This is a genomic window from Deinococcus sp. HSC-46F16 (genome assembly GCF_024171495.1).
Classification (GTDB): domain Bacteria; phylum Deinococcota; class Deinococci; order Deinococcales; family Deinococcaceae; genus Deinococcus.
This window is the reverse complement of the sequence record NZ_JALJZW010000003.1, coordinates 55,339-77,500: the sequence shown is the minus strand read 5'-3', so window position 1 is coordinate 77,500 and position 22,162 is coordinate 55,339. Positions and strand designations below refer to the sequence as shown.

Below are 22,162 nucleotides of genomic sequence, written 5' to 3'. Positions count from 1 at the left end.
GAGCCCTACCGGCTCGTCCTCGACCGGGAGGCGGTGCCGGAACGTCTGCGGGCCTCCGCGTCCCCCTCCCGGCGGCAGGACGTGCCCGATGGTCCCTTCGCCCGGCGGCGCTATCTCTCGCGCGACGTGCTGACGGTGACGCTGCCCCTGGCCCCCGAACCCGACCCCTGGCTGCGGCTGTCCCCACCCGAGGAGGTGGGGGCATGACCCCGCTGCACCTCTCCCGCCTGACCTTCGACGACCGCAACCCCCGCACGGCCCGCGACCTCGCCAGCCCCTACGCGCTGCACCAGACCCTGCGCTGGGCCTTTCCGGGGGCGGGGGTGGAGGGAGCACCCCTGCCGAACGGTGAGCGGCTGCTGTGGCGACAGGAGGACCGTGCTGGCCTCCTCGTCCAGAGTCTGACCCCGCCCGACTGGGAGGCGCTGAACGCCCGGAACCCCGGCTCGCTGCGGGCCTGGGAGGTCAAGGCGGTGGACCTGACCGGAGCGCTGACCCCCGGCCGCCCCCTGCGCTTCCGCCTGCGGGCGAACGTGACCGTGCGGAAGCTCGACGAGCGGGGCCGCAGCCGCCGCCACGCCCTGCGCGGCCCGCACGAACAGCTCGGCTGGCTGGAACGGCAGGGCGAGCAGCACGGCTTCGATCTCCTCGCCGCCGACATCGCCCACAGCGGCACCGTCCGCACCCGCAAGGGCGCCCAGACGCTGACCCTTCACACCGTCACCTTCGAGGGGCGCCTGTGCGTCACCGACCCGGCAGCCCTGCTGAACGCGGTGCGCGGCGGCCTGGGCCACGCGAAGGCGCTGGGCTGCGGGCTGCTGAGCCTGGGACCGGGGTGATCCCCGCTCCCGGAGGTACTCCATGACCGATCCAGCCTCCATCCCACCGACCTCGAACGCCATCGTCTGGCAGCGGCAGAACCTGCGCGAGCTGCCCAAGTTCCGCGATGGGACGACCTATCTCTACCTCGACCACAGCAAACTGGAGCAGGACGGCCGGGGCGTGCGGGCCTACCACCCGGAGGGCATGGTGACCATCCCGGCGGCCAGCCTCAGTGTGCTGCTGCTGGGGCCGGGCTGCTCGGTCAGCCACGAGGCGGTCAAGGCCCTCTCCGACACGGGCTGCTCGCTGCTGTGGGTGGGCGAGGAAGGTGTGCGGCTCTACGCCAGCGGCCTGGGTGAAACACGTAGCGCGGCGCGGCTTCAGCGGCAGGCGCTGCTGTGGGCCAATCCGCACAGCCGCCTGCGCGTGGTGCGCCAGATGTACGCGATGCGCTTTCCGGAAGGATTGCCCGAGGACCTCACCCTCCAGCAGATTCGCGGGCGCGAGGGGGCGCGGGTGCGCGACGCCTATGCCCGCTACAGCCGGGCGCACGGGGTCAAGTGGGACACCCGCCAGTACAAGCAGCAGGACTGGAACCGCGCCACGCCCGTGAACAAGGCGGTCAGCGCCGGGAACGCCTGCCTGTACGGCCTCGCGCACGCGGCGATCCTGAGCATGGGCTACAGCCCTGCGCTGGGCTTCGTCCACACCGGCAAGATGCTCAGCTTCGTCTACGACGTGGCCGACCTCTACAAGCTGGAGGTGGTGCTGCCCGTCGCCTTCCGCGAGGCGGCCACCCCCGGCGACGATCTGGAGCGGCGTGTCCGCACGGGCCTGCGCGACCACATGACCAAGCTGAGATTGCTGGAGCGCATGGCCGCTGACCTCCTGCACCTGCTGGGCGGCGACGACCCCGACCCCGAGCCGACGGCCCCCGGCGACCTGTGGGACCCGGAGGGCAACGCGGCGGGTGGGGTGAACCATGCTGATCATGACTCTTGAGGCCGTGCCCGAGAGCCTGCGCGGCGAACTCTCGCGCTGGCTGATCGAGGTGCAGCCGGGCGTGTACGTGGGCAACGCCTCGGCGCTGGTGCGCGATCTATTGTGGGACAAAGCTGTGGGGCATACCCGCCGTGGCCGCTGCACCCAGGTCTACCGGGCGAACAACGAGCAGGGCTTTGTGATTCGCACCCACGGGGACGTGACCCGCCGGGTAGTTGACCTCGACGGATACCAGCTCGTTGCCGTCCGCAATGCCCGCTATGCAGAATTGGCCCAGGAGTACAACCCTCCAGAGGACGATGACAAATTGTGATTTGAATCGAGGAGGGGGTACGGGCCTTCTCCGGTGGTGAGGAGCAGGAGAGGCCGCGTTTCTGAAGTGTTTTCCCCACGGGTGTGGGGATGGCCCGACAACGCAGCGAAACGGGCGCAGATCATCGCCGTTTTCCCCACGGGTGTGGGGATGGCCCGTCGTGCCCTACGCCAACCCTGTCGGGCACCGCGTTTTCCCCACGGGTGTGGGGATGGCCCGCCCCGCTGCCCGCCCGAGGTCGGACGCGCTCAGTTTTCCCCACGGGTGTGGGGATGGCCCGGACACGCAGGGCCGCAGGCTGTGGCGCTGCTCGTTTTCCCCACGGGTGTGGGGATGGCCCGTCCTCGCCCGTCATCCCTGCCCCCTGTGGTGGGTTTTCCCCACGGGTGTGGGGATGGCCCGCGACTGGGAGAGGACCGCCTCGCCGCCCAGAAGTTTTCCCCACGGGTGTGGGGATGGCCCGCCCCCCGTGATGCTGGACGTGTAGCCCAGCATGTTTTCCCCACGGGTGTGGGGATGGCCCGACCTCGCCCGGCTGAACGGGGAGCGGGAGGCGGTTTTCCCCACGGGTGTGGGGATGGCCCGGCGGGCGCAACCGATACCGCCGTGGCGACCGAGTTTTCCCCACGGGTGTGGGGATGGCCCGCCCAGCCCCACATGGAGCTGCTGGAACGCATCGTTTTCCCCACGGGTGTGGGGATGGCCCGGACTGGGCCGAAATGGACGATGCCCTGCGGGCGTTTTCCCCACGGGTGTGGGGATGGCCCGTTGGCGTAATAATTTTTCTTCCTCATTTCACGGTTTTCCCCACGGGTGTGGGGATGGCCCGCCCAGCTTGCGGCGCGGGCAGGGGTGAGCGAGGTTTTCCCCACGGGTGTGGGGATGGCCCGCACGGTGCCGCCCGTGGCGACCCTGCCGCACAGTTTTCCCCACGGGTGTGGGGATGGCCCGAGCAGCAAAGCGTGGGGTCATCCGGGCTGCCAGTTTTCCCCACGGGTGTGGGGATGGCCCGGGCCGCTGCGATTTCTCCCCACTTGGTGCCTGGTTTTCCCCACGGGTGTGGGGATGGCCCGTGCGAGACGCGCCCGATCAACTGGGCAGGCAAGTTTTCCCCACGGGTGTGGGGATGGCCCGGCGTACCTGCTGGCCGCGCTGACCGTGCTCTAGTTTTCCCCACGGGTGTGGGGATGGCCCGGTAGCCGTTCACCAGCTCACGGGTGACGCGCAGTTTTCCCCACGGGTGTGGGGATGGCCCGGAAGCCGCCCGGTTGCAGGGTCACGGGTTCCCGTTTTCCCCACGGGTGTGGGGATGGCCCGAGCGACCCCCTGCACGCCCGCTTCGGGAAAAAGTTTTCCCCACGGGTGTGGGGATGGCCCGGCAGGACGGGAATACTGATTCCTACCGCTTCCGTTTTCCCCACGGGTGTGGGGATGGCCCGTCGCGTAGGTGTTGGGGTCAGTGCGGGGCGTGGTTTTCCCCACGGGTGTGGGGATGGCCCGCACGGCCCTGTGCAGGTGCTCCTCGCCTCGCCGTTTTCCCCACGGGTGTGGGGATGGCCCGGCGTACCTGCTGGCCGCGCTGACCGTGCTCTAGTTTTCCCCACGGGTGTGGGGATGGCCCGGCGCGGCGGTTGGGTCCATGCTCGTTGAACTGGTTTTCCCCACGGGTGTGGGGATGGCCCGCTGCCCGGCGAGCTGGTGACGCTGGAGTTGAAGTTTTCCCCACGGGTGTGGGGATGGCCCGGTTTACAGAAGCCGCGAGCGCCCCCACCGACGGTTTTCCCCACGGGTGTGGGGATGGCCCGCCCGCCCCGAAGCCGGAACCCGCCCCGGTGCCGTTTTCCCCACGGGTGTGGGGATGGCCCGCACTACATCCGCCGCTCCGGTGTCGCCATTGCGTTTTCCCCACGGGTGTGGGGATGGCCCGTAGACGACTACAGCGCCCCAGTGAACTACTGGGTTTTCCCCACGGGTGTGGGGATGGCCCGCGGTGGACGCTGATGGGCACCGGGCGGGCCTAGTTTTCCCCACGGGTGTGGGGATGGCCCGCCCGACCCGGCCACCATCACGGGGGAGTGGGTGTTTTCCCCACGGGTGTGGGGATGGCCCGGAATGGGACGCGGAGATGACCCGCATGGAGGCGTTTTCCCCACGGGTGTGGGGATGGCCCGGGCAGCGGCAGCTACTTGCACCCGGTCAGCAAGTTTTCCCCACGGGTGTGGGGATGGCCCGGAAACCCCGACATGACCGAACCTGTAAGCCTTGTTTTCCCCACGGGTGTGGGGATGGCCCGTCGGCCATGCTGGGTTGCTTGGGCATCGGCACGTTTTCCCCACGGGTGTGGGGATGGCCCGATGGCCCCGATGGTGGGGTTGACCTCGTCGGCGTTTTCCCCACGGGTGTGGGGATGGCCCGGAGGGTGTCAGCCACGACGCATCTCCTCTCGCGTTTTCCCCACGGGTGTGGGGATGGCCCGGGCGTGGCCGCCCGCCTGCGGGTGCCGTACTCGTTTTCCCCACGGGTGTGGGGATGGCCCGGGGCCTCCGATCTGGCCGATGAACTGATCGGCAGTTTTCCCCACGGGTGTGGGGATGGCCCATTTCTCTCCCTCCCCGAGTGGGCCGAGTCCGTGTTTTCCCCACGGGTGTGGGGATGGCCCGCCCGCGCCGAACTCGCGGCGAACCACTTCGCCGTTTTCCCCACGGGTGTGGGGATGGCCCGCCTTCCGGGACGCCAGCGATGGCAACAAAGAAGTTTTCCCCACGGGTGTGGGGATGGCCCGATCGACCTCGCCATCCGGCAGGGGGCGAAATTGTTTTCCCCACGGGTGTGGGGATGGCCCGGCCAGGGCGGGCAGGCGTGGCGGCCCGCCCGCGTTTTCCCCACGGGTGTGGGGATGGCCCGGCGGCAGTGCAGCAGGCGGTGAGCGACAGCGCGTTTTCCCCACGGGTGTGGGGATGGCCCGGACGAGTTGAGTCGGGACGCTGCCGATACTGCGTTTTCCCCACGGGTGTGGGGATGGCCCGCGCAGCTCGCGGCGAATCACCGCCAGCGCCGCGTTTTCCCCACGGGTGTGGGGATGGCCCGGACGTGGAAATCGCCGCCCGGCGCGAGTCGGAGTTTTCCCCACGGGTGTGGGGATGGCCCGCGCCCCAGCAGATCGGCGGCGCGGGCGCGAATGTTTTCCCCACGGGTGTGGGGATGGCCCGACGCCGGGGACAGGGTGCGTGTGTACGTCACCGTTTTCCCCACGGGTGTGGGGATGGCCCGCGCCGGGGCATAGAGCTAACCTTTTCTGTAGAGTTTTCCCCACGGGTGTGGGGATGGCCCGAAGCCGCCCTGAGCGGCCTGGAGCGCCGCCGCGTTTTCCCCACGGGTGTGGGGATGGCCCGCGCAACTCCGGCCAGTCCCCCGACGACGGGGAGTTTTCCCCACGGGTGTGGGGATGGCCCGGCGGTGGGGGGACGGGTGCTGAAGGTGGCCCCGTTTTCCCCACGGGTGTGGGGATGGCCCGGGATGCGCCCGCCGCTCCTGCCCCCCCAAACGGTTTTCCCCACGGGTGTGGGGATGGCCCGCACCTTGCGGGGCTTGTGGGCCTCGCGGCGGGGTTTTCCCCACGGGTGTGGGGATGGCCCGCGGAGGCAGAGCTTAGGGCGCTGGGCTACTCCGTTTTCCCCACGGGTGTGGGGATGGCCCGGCGGAGCGGGCATGAGGCGGCGGCCTACCCTCGTTTTCCCCACGGGTGTGGGGATGGCCCGACCTCCGGGGTCATTGCTGCGCGTCACGCTGGGTTTTCCCCACGGGTGTGGGGATGGCCCGATGCAGATCATCGACACGATGGACCTCGGCCAGTTTTCCCCACGGGTGTGGGGATGGCCCGTGGTCAACTCAGCCTCCAGCGCGGGCAGCGTGGTTTTCCCCACGGGTGTGGGGATGGCCCTGCAACGGGCGATGATGGACGAGGAACTGGCCCGTTTTCCCCACGGGTGTGGGGATGGCCCGCGGGTGCCGATGCCGAACAGGGTGATGGGCTGGTTTTCCCCACGGGTGTGGGGATGGCCCGGTGCGCGGGACTTGCTACGTGTGCGGCAGGGTGTTTTCCCCACGGGTGTGGGGATGGCCCGCCACTGTGACCGCTCTCCCACCATCGGAGAGCGTTTTCCCCACGGGTGTGGGGATGGCCCGCTCGCCCGTGGGCAGGCCGCCTTCGGTGCGGAGTTTTCCCCACGGGTGTGGGGATGGCCCGTCCTCGGGGTCGGTGGTGGGCAGGGCGACGAAGTTTTCCCCACGGGTGTGGGGATGGCCCGACCTGTTGCCCCATCTGCCGGGCGAGTGTGCAGTTTTCCCCACGGGTGTGGGGATGGCCCGAGCAGGTCCAACTCCGGGCCAAAGTCGCAGATGTTTTCCCCACGGGTGTGGGGATGGCCCGGCGAGGCCGCCAACATAGACACCGGAGACGGCGTTTTCCCCACGGGTGTGGGGATGGCCCGCAGCGGCTTACAGCGCCCACGCAGCGAATGCGGTTTTCCCCACGGGTGTGGGGATGGCCCGAGCGCCTGATGGCGCTGGAGCGCATGAGCGAGGTTTTCCCCACGGGTGTGGGGATGGCCCGGAAGAAGAACGGCGAGACTGACCGTTACCGCGGTTTTCCCCACGGGTGTGGGGATGGCCCGCAGAACGCCCAGATTCAGCAGGGCATGGCCCAGTTTTCCCCACGGGTGTGGGGATGGCCCTACCCCGGCTTGAGTCTCGGAGTTGAGACTTTCGAGTGCCCCACGCCTATGGAACAGCCTCTCGCGTCCGCGCCTCCCCCTACTCCCCTCGCCCACGCAGCGTGAAGTGGAAGGTGCTGCCTACCCCCGGCTCGCCCTCGGCCCAGACGCGGCCCCCGTGACGCTCCACGATCTTGCGCACGATGGCGAGACCCATGCCGGTGCCCTCGTAGCGCTCGCGCAGGTTGAGGCGCTGGAACATCTGGAAGACGCGCTCGGCGTACTGCGGCTCGAAGCCGATGCCGTTGTCGCGCACCGTGAAGTGCCAGAAGTCGCCGTCGGGAACGGCGCGGACCTCCACGACGGGGGCCACGCCCTCGCGGCGGAACTTGACCGCATTGCCGATCAGGTTCTGGAACAGTTGCGTCAACTCGCCCGGCGCTCCCAGCACGGTGGGCAGCTCGCCGGTCACAACCTGCGCCCCGGCCGCCTCGGTGGCGCCGTGCAGACGGCCCAGCGCTTCCGCGAGCGGCTCGGCGCTGGGTACGGGCATCAGCGGTTCTTGCACCGCGTTCAGGCGCGAGAAAACGAGGAGGTCGTCGATCAGGCTCTTCATCCGCTCGGCGCCCCGGACCACGAAGTCGAGGTAGCGGCGGCCCTGGGGGTCGAGGCTCTCCGCGTGCCGCCGCACGATCAGCTCGGTGAAGCTGGCGATGGTCCGCAGCGGCTCTTGCAGGTCGTGCGAGGCGACGTAGGCGAAGCGTTCGAGTTCGGCATTGCTGCGCTCGAGGTCGGCGGTGCGCCGCTGGAGGGCACGCGCCTTGTCGGCCCCCTCCAGGGTCAGGCTGAGGCTGCGGGCCACGGTGTCGAGCACCGCCCGGTCGGTCCCGGTCCAGCGCCGCCCCCCGAACAGGCCCACCACGATCACCCCCTGCACCACGCCCGCCACCCGCACGGGCAGCGAGGCCACCGCCGCGATGTGGTCCACCTGCTCGCCCAGCCCGTCGCGGTCACCGTCGTAGGTGTCCTGGTAGAGCGGCTCGCCCGTCTGGTAAGGCACCCACATCGTCGGCGTCTCCCGCAGCGGCAGCCCGCCGTCGAGCTCGCGTTGCAGGGCCTCGCTGCGCAGGTCGCCCACCTGCGAGCGCTTCACCCACAGACGTTCCTCCGGCTCCCAGTACACCGAGTAGCCGTCCGGGAGCAGCGAGAGCATGATCTCCTGTGCCCGGCGAATCAGCAGCCCCGCGTCGGCCTCCAGGGTGAGGTCGCGCGAGAGGTCGGCGAAAGCTTCCAGGGCGCGGGTGCGGGCCTCGAGGGCGTCGCGCTGCGCGGCGAGTTGCCGGGCGCTGTCGGCCCGCTCCAGCGACAGGGCGAGGCTGCGCCCGGCCGAACTCACGATGGCCCGCCCGCGCTCGGACCACCGGCCCTCGGTCTTGAGGCCCACCGCGAGCATCCCCGGCACCTCCGGCCCCACCGCCAGCGGGTAGAGGGCGACCGTGCCGTACTCCTCGGTTTCGGCGACCTGCTGCTCGCCCGCGTCCCAGCCGTCCACGAAGACGGGCTCGCGGGTGCGGGCGGCCTCGGCGAAAGCGGGGGCTTCCAGCGGAATCCCCCCTGTGATGGAGGCCACCACCTCCGGGGCGATGTCGTCGGTCCAGACGCGGGCACGCCACAGCTCGCCCTCGCGCTCGTAGTAGGCCGCGCTGCATTCGGCGAAAAAGGAGCGGAAGACGACCAGCGCCTCCCGCGCGAGGCTGTGCACGTCGGTGCGGGTGCCCACCGCCTCGGTAAACCGCACGAAGGCTTTAAGCGCCGTGGCCTGCTCGGCGAGTTCGCGGGTGCGCTCGGCCACGCGGCCCTCCAGCCGGGCGCGTTCCTCCTGCACCTCCTGATAGAGCTGCGCGTTGTCGAGGGCCACCGCCGCCTGCGCCGCCAGCCCTACCAGCAGATGCTCGGCCCGCTCGTCGAAGTGGTCCGGCTCCGCGTGCCCGAAGAACAGCCCCCCCAGCACGGTTCCCGAGCGCGACACCACGGGCACGGCGAGGTAGCTGCGCACCGGCAGGTGCCCCGGCGGCATGCCCCGGTAGGGGGCGTTGTGCCCGAAGCGCGGGTCCTGGGTGATGTCCCCCGAGCGCACCACGGCCTGCCCGGTTAGGGTCGGCCCGAACACCTGCGTCGGGCGCGGCGGGGGAAAGGCGGCAAAAGCCTCGCGGGGCGCCCCCGACAGCGTGTATAGGGGAAAGGACTCGGCGCCGGACGGGTTGTAGAACAGCGCTCCGTACTCGGCCCCACTGAGGGCCACCCCCGCGTCAGTCACGGCCTGCATCAGCCGCCCGAGGTCGAGTTCGGCGGCGATGGACGGCCCCACCCGGCCCAGGGTGTTCAGCACCTCCGCCTGCCGGGCCAGCCGTTCTTCCGCCCGCAGGCGGCCCAGCGCCTGGGCACCCTGCTGCACCAGCGCGGCCAGAAAGGCCCGCTCGGGCGGCCCGAAACGGCGCTGCTCGCCCGCCCCGAACGCCAGGGTCAACACCCCCCAGACCTCGTCTTCCACGCACAGCGGCAGGGCGGCGAGGGGGACCGGGGTTCCGGAGCGGAAGACGGGCTGCCGTGTCCGCCGGGCCTCGGCGGGGAGGTCGGACTCGGGCAGCGGGTTGCCCACCGTGGTCCGGGGCCAGCCGCCCTCCCCGGCCACGATCTCTCCCCCGGCCGCCCCGGCCCCCGCCACCGCCCCCCGCAGCAGCGCCCCCAGCACGTCGGCGGGCGTGTGCGCCCCGGCCAGGGCCGCGCTGAGATCTTGCAGGGCCTCGGCGCGGCGCAGGGGCGTCACGTCGCGCAGTTGCACGGCGAGCGTGTGCCCGTGCGGCACCACCCGCACCCGCACCCACCCGCCCAGCAGCGGGCTGGGGGCCTCGTACTCGGTGGGCTTGCCCGTCTGCCGGGCGCGGTCCCGGAACTCGGCCCAGCGCGGGCTGAAGTTCCCCGCGAAGTCGCGCTCCAGCACCCGGCCTGCCAGCGCGGCGGGGTCCTGCCCGGCGAGCTGCCCGGTCAGCGCGTTGGCATACAGGATGCGGCCGTCTCCGTCCACGACAAACACGGCGTCGTCCGCGAAGTCCAGCCAGCGGGCGAGGGCAGCGGGCAGGGCGTCCGGCACGGGGGTCACGGGCGGACGCCCTGGGGCAAGGAGGAGCCGGGGCGGCGGGGCATCGGCTGTGGATTGTAGCGGAGCGGGGCGCCTCCCCTAGCGCGGCGGCCGGAACTCGAACACGTGGCCCTCCGGGTCGCGCACGGCGAGAACGCCGCCTTCCTCCACATGGGGCAGCCCGGCGGCCCGCACCCGGTCACGCACCTCCTCCACCCGCGCATAGAACTGGGCGTAGACATGGTCGCCGCCGAACATGTCGGCCAGTCCCACCTGCGGGTCCCAGGCATACAGCCAGCGCCGGGGCGTGCCGTTGCCGTCGGGTTCGGGGTCCGGCCCCAGGGTGAACTGGGCGAAATCCCGGTCCGGTTGCTCCTTGGCGAAGGCGAAGCCGTAAGCGCGGGGCAGCCGCTCCTTCATCGCCGGGTAGTCCCCGAAGGCGAGCGCCACCTCGCGCAGCCCCAGGACCGGGAGGGCGTGGGGGCCACGCTCGCCGTCCCCCGGCGTGGGGGGGTAGGCCGGTTGCCGCCCGTCCGCGAGGTCCACCCCGCGCAGCTCCAGCCCGTGCCCGAAGGGGTCGAAGAAATAGACGGTGGGATCGGGCCGCTCGGGGGTGCCGAGGTCGATCTCCTGCCAGCCCAGGCCGTGCTCGTCCAGCAGGGCCTTGCAGCGGTCCAGCTCGTGGGGCTGAATCTGCCACGCATAGTGCAGGTGCGAGGCCCCCCGCACGTGCAGGGGCGCGAGCCGGGGGTCGTTCGGCTGCCGGGTGATCGGCTTCCAGAGGGTCAGCGTCTGCGCGTCATTTACCCGGAACTGGGCCACGCCCCGGCCTTCGTCGTGCTCCAGCAGGGTCAGGCCCAGGACCTGGGTATAGAAGCGCACCCCGCGCGGCAGGTGGTTGACCTCCAGCGTCACGCCCGCGAGGTCGAGGATGGGGGAAGCCATGCGGGCAGCGTACTCCGGGGGCAGGCGGGGCTTTGCTAGACTGGGTCTACCGAAATTCTGAAGGTCTCCCCGCCGCCCGGCAACTCCGCGCGGCCTCTCCCCTGCCCTCCCGGAGTGCCATGTCCCAGCCTGCTCCCCTGACCCCCACCCAGCGCCGGACCCTGCGGGCGCTGACCGACACCTTCGTGCCCGCGCTGCGGCGCCCTTCCGACCCGCACGCCCCCCACAGCCAGCACTTCTATGCCACCCCCGGCAGCGCGACCGGCTCGCCCGACCTCGCCGCCCAGGTTCTTGCCGGGTTGCCGGAAGCCGGGCGCAGGGACGCCGAGCGCCTGCTGGACGTGCTGGCCCGCGCGGGCCTGCGCCCGGAAACGCCGCTGGCGCTGCGTGAGGGCCTACTGCGCGGCCTGGCCCGCCTCAGCCCGCAGGCAGCGCAGGGGATCGCCGGGCTGCGCCGCCTCCTCCTGATGCTGACCTACGCGCACCCCGGCGCCGAGGGCGCTCCGAACCCCTTCTGGCGGCAGTTCGGCTACGCGGGGCCGACCTTCACGGAAGCGGCGACCGAGCGCGACGTGCCCACGCTGACCCCGGAGGAGGGCGAGACGCTGGAGGCCGACGTGGTGGTCGTCGGCTCCGGGGCGGGCGGCGGGGTGATCGCGGGCGAGCTCGCCGGGGCGGGCCTGCGGGTGCTCGTGCTGGAGGCGGGGAGGCAGCACGCCGACGCCGAACTCGGCCGCTCGGAACTGTGGGCCTACCAGAACCTCTACTGGCGCGGGGGCTTCACCCCAACCGCCGACGCCAACGTCTCGCTGATCGCCGGGCGCACCCTGGGCGGCGGCACGACCGTCAACTGGATGAACTGCGTCCGCACCCCGCCCGAAGTGCGGCGCGAGTGGGCACACGCCGGGCTAGAGGGAGTGGACGGCCCCGAGTTCGACACCGATATCGGCGCCGTGATGGAGCGCATCGGGGCCACCGACCAGGCCAGCGAGTACAACGGCACCCACCAGCGGATGCTGGAAGGAGCGCTGCGGCTGGGTTACCGCTGGCGCCGGGCCTACCGCAACGTGGACCTTGCCCGGCACGATCCCCGGCACGCCGGGCACATCGGCTTCGGGGACGCGACGGGCGCGAAGCAGAGCACCCTCAAGACCTACCTCAAGGACGCCGCAGCGCGGGGTGCCCGCATCGTGGAGGGGGCAACCGCCGACCGCATCCTGACCGAAGGGGGGCGGGCGGCGGGGGTCGCGGTGACCGTGCAGACGGACAGTGGCCCCCGGCAGGTCACCGTGCGGGCGCCGCAGGTCGTCGTGGCGGGAGGGGCGTTGGAAACGCCCGCCCTGCTGCTGCGCTCGGGGCTGGGGGGACCAGCCGCCGGAAAGCACCTGCACCTCCACCCCTGCGGAGCGCTGACGGGCGTATTCGCGGGTGAGCAGGACGCCTGGTGGGGCGCGACCCAAGCCGCCATCGTGGACGAGTTCGCGGGCCGCACGGAAGGTTTCGGTTACCTGATCGAGACGAGCCAGTACACCACCGGCCTCTTCGCGTCGGCGGCGGCGTGGCCCGGCGGCGCGGCGCACAAGACCCTGATGGCCGACCACGCCCGCAGCGTGACCCTGATTCACCTGACCCGCGACCGGGGGAGCGGCGAGGTCACTCTGGACGAGCGCGGCCAGCCCCGCGTGACCTATGCGGTGACCGACCCCCTCGACGTGGAGAACTACTGGCACGGCCAGGGCACGGTTGCCCGGATTCTGGCGGCGGCCGGGGCCGAGCGCATCTCCGCGCTGGCCGACGGGGTGCGGCCCTGGCAGCGCGGCGAGGACCTGGGGGCCTGGATCGCCGGGCTGCGCCGACTTTCCATCGGGCGCGGCGGGCACGCGGTCTTCAGCGCCCACCAGATGGGCAGCGCCCGCATGGGCCAGGACCCGCAGACCAGCGTGGCCGATCCGCGCGGCGAGCTGCACGGCACGCCCGGCGTCTGGATCGGGGATTCAAGTGCTTTTCCGACCTCCTCGGGTGCCAACCCGATGGTCAGCGTGATGGCGCTGGCCCGGCGCACGGCCCGCTTCATCGCGCAGGAGGCGGGGGCGTCGGCCCAGCGGAAGCCGGAGGCGGTGACGGCAGGCTCAAGCGGAGACCCATCCCCCTAGACAACTTGCCTTAAGCTGCGGCCATGACCTCCTCCCCTACCCCTGACCCGCCCGCCCCGGACCGGGACTCGCCCGAGCAGGCCCGGCTGGACTTCACCCGCCGCCTGAGCTACGGCGACTACCTGCACCTCGACACGTTGCTCGCGGCGCACCAGCCGGTTACCCAGGCGCATGACGAGCACCTCTTCATCACGGTGCACCACGTTTCGGAACTGTGGCTCTCCCTGATCGTGCGCGAGCTGCGGGCGGCGATGGAGCAACTCGCGGCGGGCATCACCGACGCGCCCCTCAAGGGCCTCACGCGGGTGGTACGGGCACAGGAGCAGCTCACGGCCGCCTGGGAGGTCCTCAAGACGATGACCCCGGCGGATTACCTGCAGTTTCGCTGGGCCTTCGGGGAAGCGTCGGGCTTTCAGTCGGCGGGCTACCGGATGGTGGAGGTGCTGCTGGGCAACCGCAACCCCACCCTCTTGAAACCCCACGCCCACCGCCCCGACCTGCACGGCCCGCTGGAGGAGGCGCTGCACGCCCCCAGCGTGTACGACCTGACCCTGCGCCTGGTCGCCGCCCGTGGCTTGCCCATCCCCGCCGAGGTGCTGGAGCGCGATCCGACCCGCCCGCACGGGGCGCACCCCGCCGTGCTGGAGGCCTGGCTGACGGTCTACCGCGACCCCGAGCGCTACTGGGACCTGTACGAGCTGGCCGAGAAGCTGCTCGATGTGGAGGACAATTTCCGGGCGTGGCGCTTCAATCACCTCACGACGGTCGAGCGCACCATCGGCTTCAAGCGCGGCAGCGGAGGCACCAGCGGGGCGGGCTACCTGCGCCGGGCACTGGAGGTCGTGCTGTTTCCGGAGTTGTGGGACGTGCGGACGAATCTCTAACGGCCAGCAAAAAGCCCCAGCGAGGAGCTGGGGCGGAAGGGTGGGGGTGGGGGCGGGACTCAGCCGACCGTTGCGGGTTCGGGCGCCGTCTTCTGCCCGGTCAGCTTGCGGTGGGTGGCGAGGGCCTGGGCCACCACTTGGTCCATGTTGTAGTAGCGGTAGGTGGCGAGGCGGCCCACGAAGGTCACGTCGGGGCGGGCGTCGGCCAGCGCCGCATACTTCTTGTACAGTTCCTGGTTCTCGGGGCGCGGCACCGGGTAGTAGGGATCGCCCTCGGCGCGGGGGTACTCGTAGACCACCGAGGTGTGCTTGTGCTCCTGCCCGGTGATGTACTTGAACTCGCTGATGCGGGTGTACCCGTAGTCGTTGGGGTAATTCACCGTGCCGGTGGGCTGGAACACCTCGCGGGCATGGGTCTCGTGGACGAACTCCAGGCTGCGGTAGGGCAGCTTGCCGTAGCAGTGGTCGAAGAAGGCGTCCACCGGCCCGGTGTAGATCATGTGCCCGAAGGGGATGAACTCCTGAATCTCCCGGTAGTCGGTGTTCAGCATCACCTTGATATTCGGGTGCGCGAGCATGTTCTCGAACATCCGGGTGTAGCCGTGCAGCGGCATTGCCTGGTAGGTGTCTGCGAAGTAGCGGTCGTCGCGGTTGGTGCGGGTGGGCACGCGGGCCGTCACCGAAGCGTCGAGTTCGCTGGGGTCCAGCCCCCACTGTTTGCGGGTGTAGCCCCGGAAAAACTTGTTGTACAGGTCGCGCCCGACCTTGCCCACGACCACGTCCTCGGAGGTGCGAACCTGATCGACCTTCTCCGCGACCGAGGCGAAGAACTCCTCGACCTGAAAGGAGGTCAAGTTCAGCCCGTATAGGCGGTTCACGGTATCGAGGTTGATTGGGATGGGCAGCAGTTGCCCGTCCACGCTCGCGAGCACCCGGTGCTCGTAGGGGCGCCACGCAGTGAAACGCGAGAGGTAGTCGAAGACTTCTTTCGAGTTGGTGTGGAAGATGTGCGGGCCGTAGGGGTGAATCAGGATGCCCGCGTCGTCGTAGCGGTCGTAAGCGTTGCCGCCGATGTGCGGGCGGCGGTCCACGATCAAGACGCGCTTGCCATCATTGGCGAGGCGCTCGGCGAGCACGCTGCCCGCGAAGCCTGCCCCCACGATGAGGTAATCGAAACCGTTGGAAGAGCTGCCGGAGGTCACGGAATCCATGCTAACGCTGCCGGAAAACGGTTCAGTCATCGGCCACACCGGCCAGGGCGCTGTCGGCCTGCTTCTCGGCGGCCGCCCGCTCGATCAGGGCGCTCATGTCGCGCCAAGTGCGGTCCCACGAGAGGGTCGAGAGGTGCGCGTCGGCGCGGGCACGGCGCTCTTCCCCGGCGGGGGTGGGGCGCTCGGCGAGGGCCTCGGCGCAAGCGGCCTCAAAGGCGTTCACACCTTCGGCGATTCGCACGAGGTCCTTCTCCCCGTAGGGACGCACCACGTCGCGGATGGGCGTGGACACGACGGGCACGCCCGCCGCGAGGTACTCGGGCGTTTTGGTCGGGCTGATGAACTCGGTCGCCTCGTTCAGCGCGAAGGGCAGCAGCGCCACGTCCCAGTGGGCGAGGTAGGTCGGCAGTTCGCCGTAGCTCTTCATGCCGAGGTAGTGCAGGTTCTCGCCGCGCGGCAGGTCGGCAGGGTCAATCTTCACGACCGGCCCCAGCAGCACGAACTGCCACTCCGGGCGGCGGCGGGCGAGTTCCCCGATGAGTTCGATGTCGAACCGCTCGTCAATCACGCCGTAAAAACCCAGCCGGGGCCGGGGCAGGTCCCGCTGGTCGGGGGCGTCCTGCGGGGTCTGGCGGGCGCGGGCGAAGTGCTCGACCTCCACGCTGGAGGGAAAGGGGTGCGCCCCGGCATGGCGCTCACGCTTGGCCTCGTACAAGCGGTACCCGCCCGTGAAGACGAGGTCGGCCTGTTCGAAAAGCTGTTCTTCGCGCTCACGCAGCTCGGGCGGTGCCCCCTTGAACTGGGCGAGCTCGTCCATGCAGTCATAGACGGTCACGCGAGGGGTGAGTCCGGCCGTGATCGGCAGCTCGTAGGGCGTGTAGACCCACAGGTCGTACTCGCTTAAGCCCTGCTCCTTCACCAGTCCGCACAGCAAGCGGGCGGTCCGCGCCTGCGACTCGGCCGGGCTGTGGCCCTCTTCGATGTAGGGCTTGACCACGGTGACGCCGCTGGGGTCCTCGTGCAGTTCGAGGTGGTCGGTGTGGGCGCCGAAGACCGGCTCCTCGATGTAGTACACCCGGCGCGAGCGGGCCGCCCGCGTCATCAGGTGCTGGGGGCGCTGAAACACGAAGTCCCAGCGCAGGTGGGCCACGACGAGCAGGGCGGGCGCGGCCATACGGGTGGGCAGTGGGGTCATGGACAGATTCATGGTAAGAGCCCTCCGCAGGGTGAACATCAGGAAAAGGCGGCTGTGCGCGGCGAAACGGGGCACAGCCCGCAGGAACCCTGGCAACTCTTTGCCTGCCTGCGTATGTTGGCGGGGAGCGTCCCGTAGGGTTCTGGTCGCTCTCGCTTCCGCCATTCGCCAGCACGCGAAATTGCGTGTGGGGACAGGCACATTCTAGGGTCCCCCCACGAGAAGCGGCCAGAACAAGCCTGGAGAAAAGCTTCATCCTGCTATGTAAAAGTCCACAATATGCCTTAATAAGCTTCTCATCGGAGAGCACACGGCAAACGGGGCGAACCCCCGGCCGCTTGGTACGCTCGGAGGCAGATGCCCGTCACGGACCGCCGCCGCTTCCCGCCGCCCACCCTGCCGGAGGGAGTGGGGGGGCCTGCGTCCGAGGAGCTGCGCCGACGCCTCTACCTCGCTGCGCTGGGGGCGGGGGCCGTCGTGCTGGCCTTGGTCTGGCTGCTGACGTGGCAGCGCGGTCCCTACGACCCCTACGTCCTGTACGCGCATCCGCTGCTGCTGCTGATGTGCCTGTGGACCGCCGCATGGTTGCTGCGGCGGCGATCCCTGGTCGTGGCCGAGCGGGTGGTGTTCGTGGCCAACGTGCTGGCGATCGGTGCCCAGATGGCGCTGTCCCTGATCGCGCCGGAAGCGGCCGCGCTGGGGCTGGCGAGCGCGGCTTACTGGATGCTGGTCGCGCTCTCCATCCTGAGTTACCTGCTGCTGAGTGCGCGGGGAGCGCTGCTGGTGTCGCTGGGGCTCTACGCGCTCTGCGTGGCGCTGCCGTGGACGGGCCTCGCTCTGCGCGGGCGCGGCCCCGGCGACCTGCCCGAACTCGTGCGGGTGCAGCTCACCTGTGGGGCCATTCTGGTTCTGCTCTACGGACTGGCGTGGTACCGCCAGCACTTCCTGCTGGAGCGCGGGGAACGGCTCACGCTGGAGGCACTGGCCAACACCGACGCCCTGACCGGGCTCCCCAACCGCCGCGCCCTGTATGCGGCCGTCGAGCGGCTGCTGGAGCCCTCCGGGCCGTACTCGGGCCAGCCCGCCTGCCTGATCCTGCTGGACCTCGACCACTTCAAGGGAATCAACGACCGGTACGGCCACAATGCCGGGGACGCGGTGCTGACCCAGGCGGCCACCCGGCTGCGCGAGCACCTGCGCGGCAGCGATACTGTGGGGCGCTGGGGCGGTGAGGAATACCTGATCGTGCTGCCGGGTGCCGACGCCGCCGGGGCCGAGCAGGTGGCCGAACGTCTGCGCCGGGAAATCGGCCACCCCCCTTTTCCCGAGGTCGGCCGGGTGACGGCCAGCCTGGGGGTGGCCCAGGCCGAGCCCGGCGACGACCTCGACCGCTGGGTGGCCCGCGCTGACGCCGCGCTCTACCGGGCCAAGGCGACCGGGCGCGACCGCGTCTGCGTGGGCGGCCCGCCCCCCGAGCCCGTGGGGGGTTAGGCTCCCGAAAGTTCCTGCCCCAGCCACGCCGCCGCCCGGTCGAGCAGCCCGGCCGCGGCGGGCGAGAGGGCCGTCATGTTGACGAAGCCGTGGATCATGCCGGGGCCGGGAAGGTGCTCGGCACGGACGCCTGCGGCCCTCAGTGCCTCGGCGTACGCGGCCCCCTCGTCGCGCAGCGGGTCGAATTCGGCCGTCATCACCAGGGCGGGCGGGAGGTCATGCAGTTCGGCGGCATGGAGGGGCGAGACGTGGGGATGGGCGCCGTGGGTCACGTCCGAGAGATACATCTGCCCGAAAAAGCGCATCCGCTCTTCCGTCAGGAAGTAGCCCTCCGCGTTCTCGCGGCGGCTGGGGTAGCGGTCGGTGTTCACGAAATCGGCGGCCGGGTAGATCAGCAACTGGGCGCGGATGGGCGGGCCACCGTTCTCCCGCGCCAGCAGGGTGCAGGCGATACACAGGCTCGCCCCCGCGCTGTCCCCGGCCAGGGCGAGGCGGGAGGTGTCCGCCCCCAGCTCCTCCCCGTGCGCGGCGGCCCAGGTCAGCGCGGCGTAGGCGTCCTCCACCCCGGCGGGAAAGCGGTGCTCGGGGGCGAGGCGGTACTCGACACTCAAAACGGCCGAGTTCGCCACGGCGCAGATTTCCCGGCACACGCTGTCGTGCGTCTCGATGGAGTAGGCGACGAAGCCGCCGCCGTGAAAGTAGACCGTAAGCGGGTGCGGCCCCTCGCCCTCCGGGGTGTACAGCCGGGCAGGGAGGTCGGAGGCAGGGCCGGGAACCGTCAGGTCGCGCGTTCCGGCGATCTGCACGGGGCGCCTGGGCATCCGGGCGGCGTTGGCGACCACGGCGGCCCGCATTTCCTCCAAGCCGGTGGGCTGGGGGGCGGCGGCCAGCATCAGCAGGACTTCCTTGAGATGGGGGTCGAGGGACATGGGAGGCTCCTTTAGCGCCAGGACGAGAGGGCTTCGGTCAGGTGGGCCGTTTCATTGAAGGAATCGAGGCTGGCGCGGCCCCCGCCGTAGGTCAGCCGGGTAAGGCTGCCGTTGCGGACGCGCCAGTTCAGGGTCAGGGCGGACTCGTCGGGGGCGCGGAGGACCGCTGCGACGGTCACCCCGATCACGCCGCCGGAGGTGAAGGCCAGCACGGTGCGCCCGGACGGTCCCGCCAGCAACTCGCGCAGGAAGGCGTGGACGCGGGCGCGAAACTCCGCCCACGGCTCCACGTCCGCGTGCGCGACCTCGCCCCGCAGATAGGCGGCGGCCAGGGGTTCGAGCATCCGCTGAAGGTGGCGGTTGCGGTCGGGACCCTGCCGAGAAGTCTCGGAGGCCCGCAGCAGGGCGTCAAACCCTGGGTCGCGGGCGGCCAGCAGGGGCGCGAGGGTACGGATCAGGCCGTCCCCGTCGTACTCGGCCAGCCGGGGGTCGGTGACGGGGTCGGGCCACCCACCCCCCGCTCCCTCCGAGGCAAGGCGAGCGCTCTCGCGCTGGCGCACCAGGGACCCGGAGATCACGTCGGTGGGGTCCAGGCCGGACTCGGCCAGATATTCGCCCACCGCGCGGGCCTGCGCCTCGCCCAGCGGGGACAGGCGGTCGGTGTCGGCCTCGAAGGGGGTGGCCTGCCCGTGCCGCACGAGGATGAGCTGGCTCATTGTTCGCGGTCGTAAGCTGCCAAACGTCGCATTACGAGCACAAGCTTGTCAATGATATTCTTGTTAGGATCTATGCCATCTTGAAACTCGTCGAACCTAACCCCGGTCTGCCCCCTTGACAATCCCAGCTTTTTAATAAAATCTCTCTGAACTGCGCCTTGCAGGGTCCTATGCCTACGATTTATGGTGACTGTCTTTCTTCTGTAGGTTACCACAAAGCTTCTTCCATCTTTAGATTCTCTGTACTTAGCTCCCATTTTCATACAATTGTCTAGAAAATCTTGGGTGCTCATAACTTTCAGAGCAGTTTCATGGCGTCTTGTCCTCTTTTCAAACCAATCAAGTATATAACCCACTTCGCTATCAGAGTTCCCAACCACACCTCTAGGGTAGTTATTTTTAGCCACATCCACAACTAGATCAAAGTACTCATCCTCTGTAGCGTCAACAGCTACTTGATTCATGTCTAAGTATCTAACAGCAGACACTAAGGCGGTTCTCTTATTGCCATTGTAAAAGGCATGATTTTTTATGAGCGAGTGAAGAAGTGCGGCGGCTCTGTGGTTAATTGTCGTATATTTATATATAAATCCAATGCCGCTCATAATTCCCGTCAAAGGACGTGAAATAGCAGAGTGCAATAGGTCTGAGCTTTTGACTCCAGGAGGGTCAATTGAATCCAAATCATCTTTGAAAAACCCTACTAGTGTCCAATGCACATCCTCAACATCCTTGTACGACATCTCCTTCATTTTGTCTCCTCAATCCGCCGCCACGCCTCCCCGATCAGCCACGCGGCCTGCTGGCCCAGCGGCGCGAAACGGGGGTCCTTCGTCTGCCCGGCGCGGTAGCGGGCGTAGATCTGCTGGACAATGACCGCGAGCTTGAAGTGCCCCAGCACCTCGTACCACGTCACGTTCGACACGTCGCGCCCGCTGCGTTCGGCGTAGCGGGTCAGGAAGTCCTCGCGGCTCAGGAACCCCGGAGCCGCCGCCCCGACGCGGTTCTCGGCTCCGCCCGGCTGCTGGGGCATCGTCCAGTAGGTCAGGGTCAGGCCCAGGTCGGCGAGGGGGTCGCCCACCGTGGTCATCTCCCAGTCGAGCAGCGCGACCACCCGCGCGGGGTCGGCGGGGTCCAGCATCAGGTTGTCGAGCTTGAAGTCGTTGTGGACGAGGGTGTGGGCCGTCTCGGGGGGCGTGTTCGCGGTCAGCCAAGCGATCACGTCCTCGTCGTGCAACTCGTCCACCGGGGGCAGGTCGTCGGTGCGGGCGCGGCGCCAGCGCCCGGCCCAACCTTCCACCTGCCGGGCATTGAAGCCCTCGGGCTTGCCCAGGTCGCGCAGCCCCGCCGCGCCGATGTCCACCGCGTGCAGGTCGGCCAGGGTGTCCACCAGCGCCTCCGAGAGCTGCCGGGGGGCGTCGGGCAACTCGGCGTAGTCGGGCGGCAACTTCGTCCGCACGACCACCCCGCGCCGCCGCTCCATCAGGTAGAAGGGGGCACCGATCACGGCGGGGTCCTCGACCAGCAGTACGGGTTCGGGCGCGACGGGCAGCACCGGATGCACCCGCTCCAGCAGGCGGTACTCGCGCGGCATGTCGTGGGCCTTGGCCGCCACCGGGCCGAGGGGAGCGCGGCGCAGCACGTATTCCTGCCCCCCCTCAGACGCCTGGCCCAGCCGCAGGAGATACGTGAGGTTGGAAAATCCGCCGGGGAACTGCTCAACCTCCAGCGCGTCCACGTCGCCCCCCACCTTCCCGCGCAGCGCTTCCTTCAGCGCCTCCAGCGGCAGTTCCTCGCCGGGGCGCACGGGCGCGGTGTCGGGACGGGTCACGGGTGCCCCTCGGTGCTGCGGGGCGCGTCCCCCCCGGCCTGACGCGCCTGGTGCCCAGCCAGCAGCGCCATCGCCTTTTCCCGCAGGCGCCGCATGCCGCCGATCCAGCCGTCGTAATCGGCAGCCTTTTTCTGAAAGGACTGGAGGGTGGTCGGGTGCGTGGTGATCAGGAAACCGTCTCGCCGCAGCACTTCCAGCGTCTTGTCCACCAGCTCATCGGTCGTAATCGCCGTCTGTTGCAGGATGGGCGCGTTCTGGATCATCGGCGTCCAGACCCCTTCCGGGCAGAGGGCCGACACCTTGACCCCCCGGTCGGCGTAGGTGATCGCCAGCCACTCGGCAAAGGCGAGCGCCGCGTGCTTGGTGACCGCGTAGGGGGCCGAGTGCAGTTCGGTGAGCAGGCCTGCCGCCGACGCCGTGTTCAGGAAGTACCCCTCGCTGCGCTCCAGGTAGTGCGGGAGGAGGTGCCGGGCGGCCCAGACGTGGCTCATCACGTTGACCCGGTGGATCAGGTCCCACTGCTTGTCGGGCGTCTCCGGCCCCTCGCCGATAGCGATTCCGGCGTTCGAGCAGAAGAGGTCGATGCGGCCTTCCCGCCCCAGCACGTCCGCGATCAGGGCCTGAATCTGGTCCTCTTGGGCCACGTTCGCGGGCACGAAGCGGGCACCGATCTCGGCGGCTTTCTGTGCCCCGGTGTCCGCGTTGAGGTCGGAGGCGATGACGGTCGCGCCCTCCTGCCTAAAGCGGGTGGCAAGCGCGAGGCCGATGCCGGAGGCGGCGCCGGTGACGACGATGATCTTATTCTGGAAGTCCATGAGG

Annotated in this window: 16 protein-coding genes and 1 CRISPR repeat array (1 of these 17 cut by a window edge); of the genes, 7 read left to right on the top strand and 9 right to left on the bottom strand. The window is 69.7% G+C overall.

Features of this window, described 5'->3' with window-relative positions:
* The 4 genes in view from cas5e to cas2e are tightly spaced (at most 22 nt apart) and all read left to right on the top strand, a layout consistent with a single transcriptional unit that may run on beyond the window.
* Positions 1-207, top strand: the 3' portion of a protein-coding gene (cas5e, locus tag L1280_RS07980) for a type I-E CRISPR-associated protein Cas5/CasD (RefSeq protein ID WP_253581571.1). It extends 492 nt beyond the left edge of the window; 207 of the gene's 699 nt are visible here — the last part of the coding sequence; its start codon lies off the left edge, out of view; its stop codon occupies positions 205-207.
* On the top strand, positions 204-839 hold the full coding sequence (gene cas6e, locus L1280_RS07975) for a type I-E CRISPR-associated protein Cas6/Cse3/CasE (protein ID WP_253581570.1): 636 nt from the start codon (positions 204-206) through the stop codon (positions 837-839). Before cas5e ends, cas6e begins: the two co-directional genes overlap by 4 nt.
* A gap of 22 nt (positions 840-861) precedes the next feature.
* Positions 862-1,824, top strand: a complete 963-nt coding sequence (cas1e, locus tag L1280_RS07970; RefSeq protein WP_253581568.1) for a type I-E CRISPR-associated endonuclease Cas1e — start codon at positions 862-864, stop codon at positions 1,822-1,824.
* Entirely contained in the window at positions 1,814-2,137 is a 324-nt protein-coding gene (gene cas2e / locus L1280_RS07965; RefSeq protein WP_253581567.1) for a type I-E CRISPR-associated endoribonuclease Cas2e, read from the top strand. Before cas1e ends, cas2e begins: the two co-directional genes overlap by 11 nt.
* Before the next feature lie 68 nt (positions 2,138-2,205).
* Positions 2,206-6,871: a CRISPR direct-repeat array (repeat unit 29 nt; unit sequence GTTTTCCCCACGGGTGTGGGGATGGCCCG).
* Positions 6,872-6,949: 78 nt separating this feature from the next.
* On the opposite strand, the gene L1280_RS07960 is transcribed toward cas2e, so the two are convergent.
* Complete coding sequence (locus L1280_RS07960; RefSeq protein WP_253581565.1) at positions 6,950-10,009, bottom strand: GAF domain-containing protein; 3,060 nt, start codon at positions 10,007-10,009, stop codon at positions 6,950-6,952.
* Between the two features lie 78 nt (positions 10,010-10,087).
* Positions 10,088-10,933, bottom strand: coding sequence for a VOC family protein (locus tag L1280_RS07955; protein ID WP_253581564.1), 846 nt, complete (start codon positions 10,931-10,933; stop codon positions 10,088-10,090).
* 119 nt (positions 10,934-11,052) lie between these two features.
* Between L1280_RS07955 and L1280_RS07950 the strand changes: the two genes are divergently transcribed.
* Both L1280_RS07950 and L1280_RS07945 read left to right on the top strand, forming a co-directional pair.
* On the top strand, positions 11,053-13,086 hold the full coding sequence (locus L1280_RS07950) for a GMC family oxidoreductase (protein WP_253581563.1): 2,034 nt from the start codon (positions 11,053-11,055) through the stop codon (positions 13,084-13,086).
* Between the two features lie 23 nt (positions 13,087-13,109).
* Complete coding sequence (locus L1280_RS07945) at positions 13,110-13,970, top strand: tryptophan 2,3-dioxygenase (RefSeq protein WP_253581562.1); 861 nt, start codon at positions 13,110-13,112, stop codon at positions 13,968-13,970.
* A 59-nt stretch (positions 13,971-14,029) separates the two neighbouring features.
* Here the strand turns inward: L1280_RS07945 and glf are convergent, their stop codons facing one another.
* Complete coding sequence (gene glf / locus L1280_RS07940) at positions 14,030-15,181, bottom strand: UDP-galactopyranose mutase (protein ID WP_253581561.1); 1,152 nt, start codon at positions 15,179-15,181, stop codon at positions 14,030-14,032.
* 22 nt (positions 15,182-15,203) lie between these two features.
* Entirely contained in the window at positions 15,204-16,376 is a 1,173-nt protein-coding gene (locus L1280_RS07935; RefSeq protein ID WP_253581560.1) for a glycosyltransferase family 1 protein, read from the bottom strand.
* A 357-nt stretch (positions 16,377-16,733) separates the two neighbouring features.
* Between L1280_RS07935 and L1280_RS07930 the strand changes: the two genes are divergently transcribed.
* On the top strand, positions 16,734-17,867 hold the full coding sequence (locus L1280_RS07930) for a diguanylate cyclase (RefSeq protein WP_253581559.1): 1,134 nt from the start codon (positions 16,734-16,736) through the stop codon (positions 17,865-17,867).
* Here L1280_RS07930 and L1280_RS07925 read toward each other — a convergent pair.
* The 5 genes from L1280_RS07925 to L1280_RS07905 are packed head-to-tail and all read right to left on the bottom strand — an operon-like array spanning position 17,864 to position 22,158.
* Positions 17,864-18,796 carry an alpha/beta hydrolase gene (locus tag L1280_RS07925; protein WP_253581558.1) on the bottom strand — a complete coding sequence of 311 codons (933 nt, stop codon included), beginning with the start codon at positions 18,794-18,796 and terminating at the stop codon, positions 17,864-17,866. The two genes, L1280_RS07930 and L1280_RS07925, sit on opposite strands and share 4 nt — an antisense overlap.
* Before the next feature lie 11 nt (positions 18,797-18,807).
* Complete coding sequence (locus L1280_RS07920; RefSeq protein WP_253581557.1) at positions 18,808-19,512, bottom strand: histidine phosphatase family protein; 705 nt, start codon at positions 19,510-19,512, stop codon at positions 18,808-18,810.
* Positions 19,509-20,264, bottom strand: coding sequence for a type II toxin-antitoxin system death-on-curing family toxin (locus tag L1280_RS07915; protein WP_253581556.1), 756 nt, complete (start codon positions 20,262-20,264; stop codon positions 19,509-19,511). Before L1280_RS07915 ends, L1280_RS07920 begins: the two co-directional genes overlap by 4 nt.
* Complete coding sequence (locus L1280_RS07910; protein WP_253581555.1) at positions 20,261-21,343, bottom strand: phosphotransferase; 1,083 nt, start codon at positions 21,341-21,343, stop codon at positions 20,261-20,263. Before L1280_RS07910 ends, L1280_RS07915 begins: the two co-directional genes overlap by 4 nt.
* Entirely contained in the window at positions 21,340-22,158 is an 819-nt protein-coding gene (locus L1280_RS07905; protein WP_253581554.1) for an SDR family oxidoreductase, read from the bottom strand. The genes L1280_RS07910 and L1280_RS07905 overlap by 4 nt, the downstream gene beginning before the upstream one ends.
* Positions 22,159-22,162 lie beyond the last annotated feature (4 nt).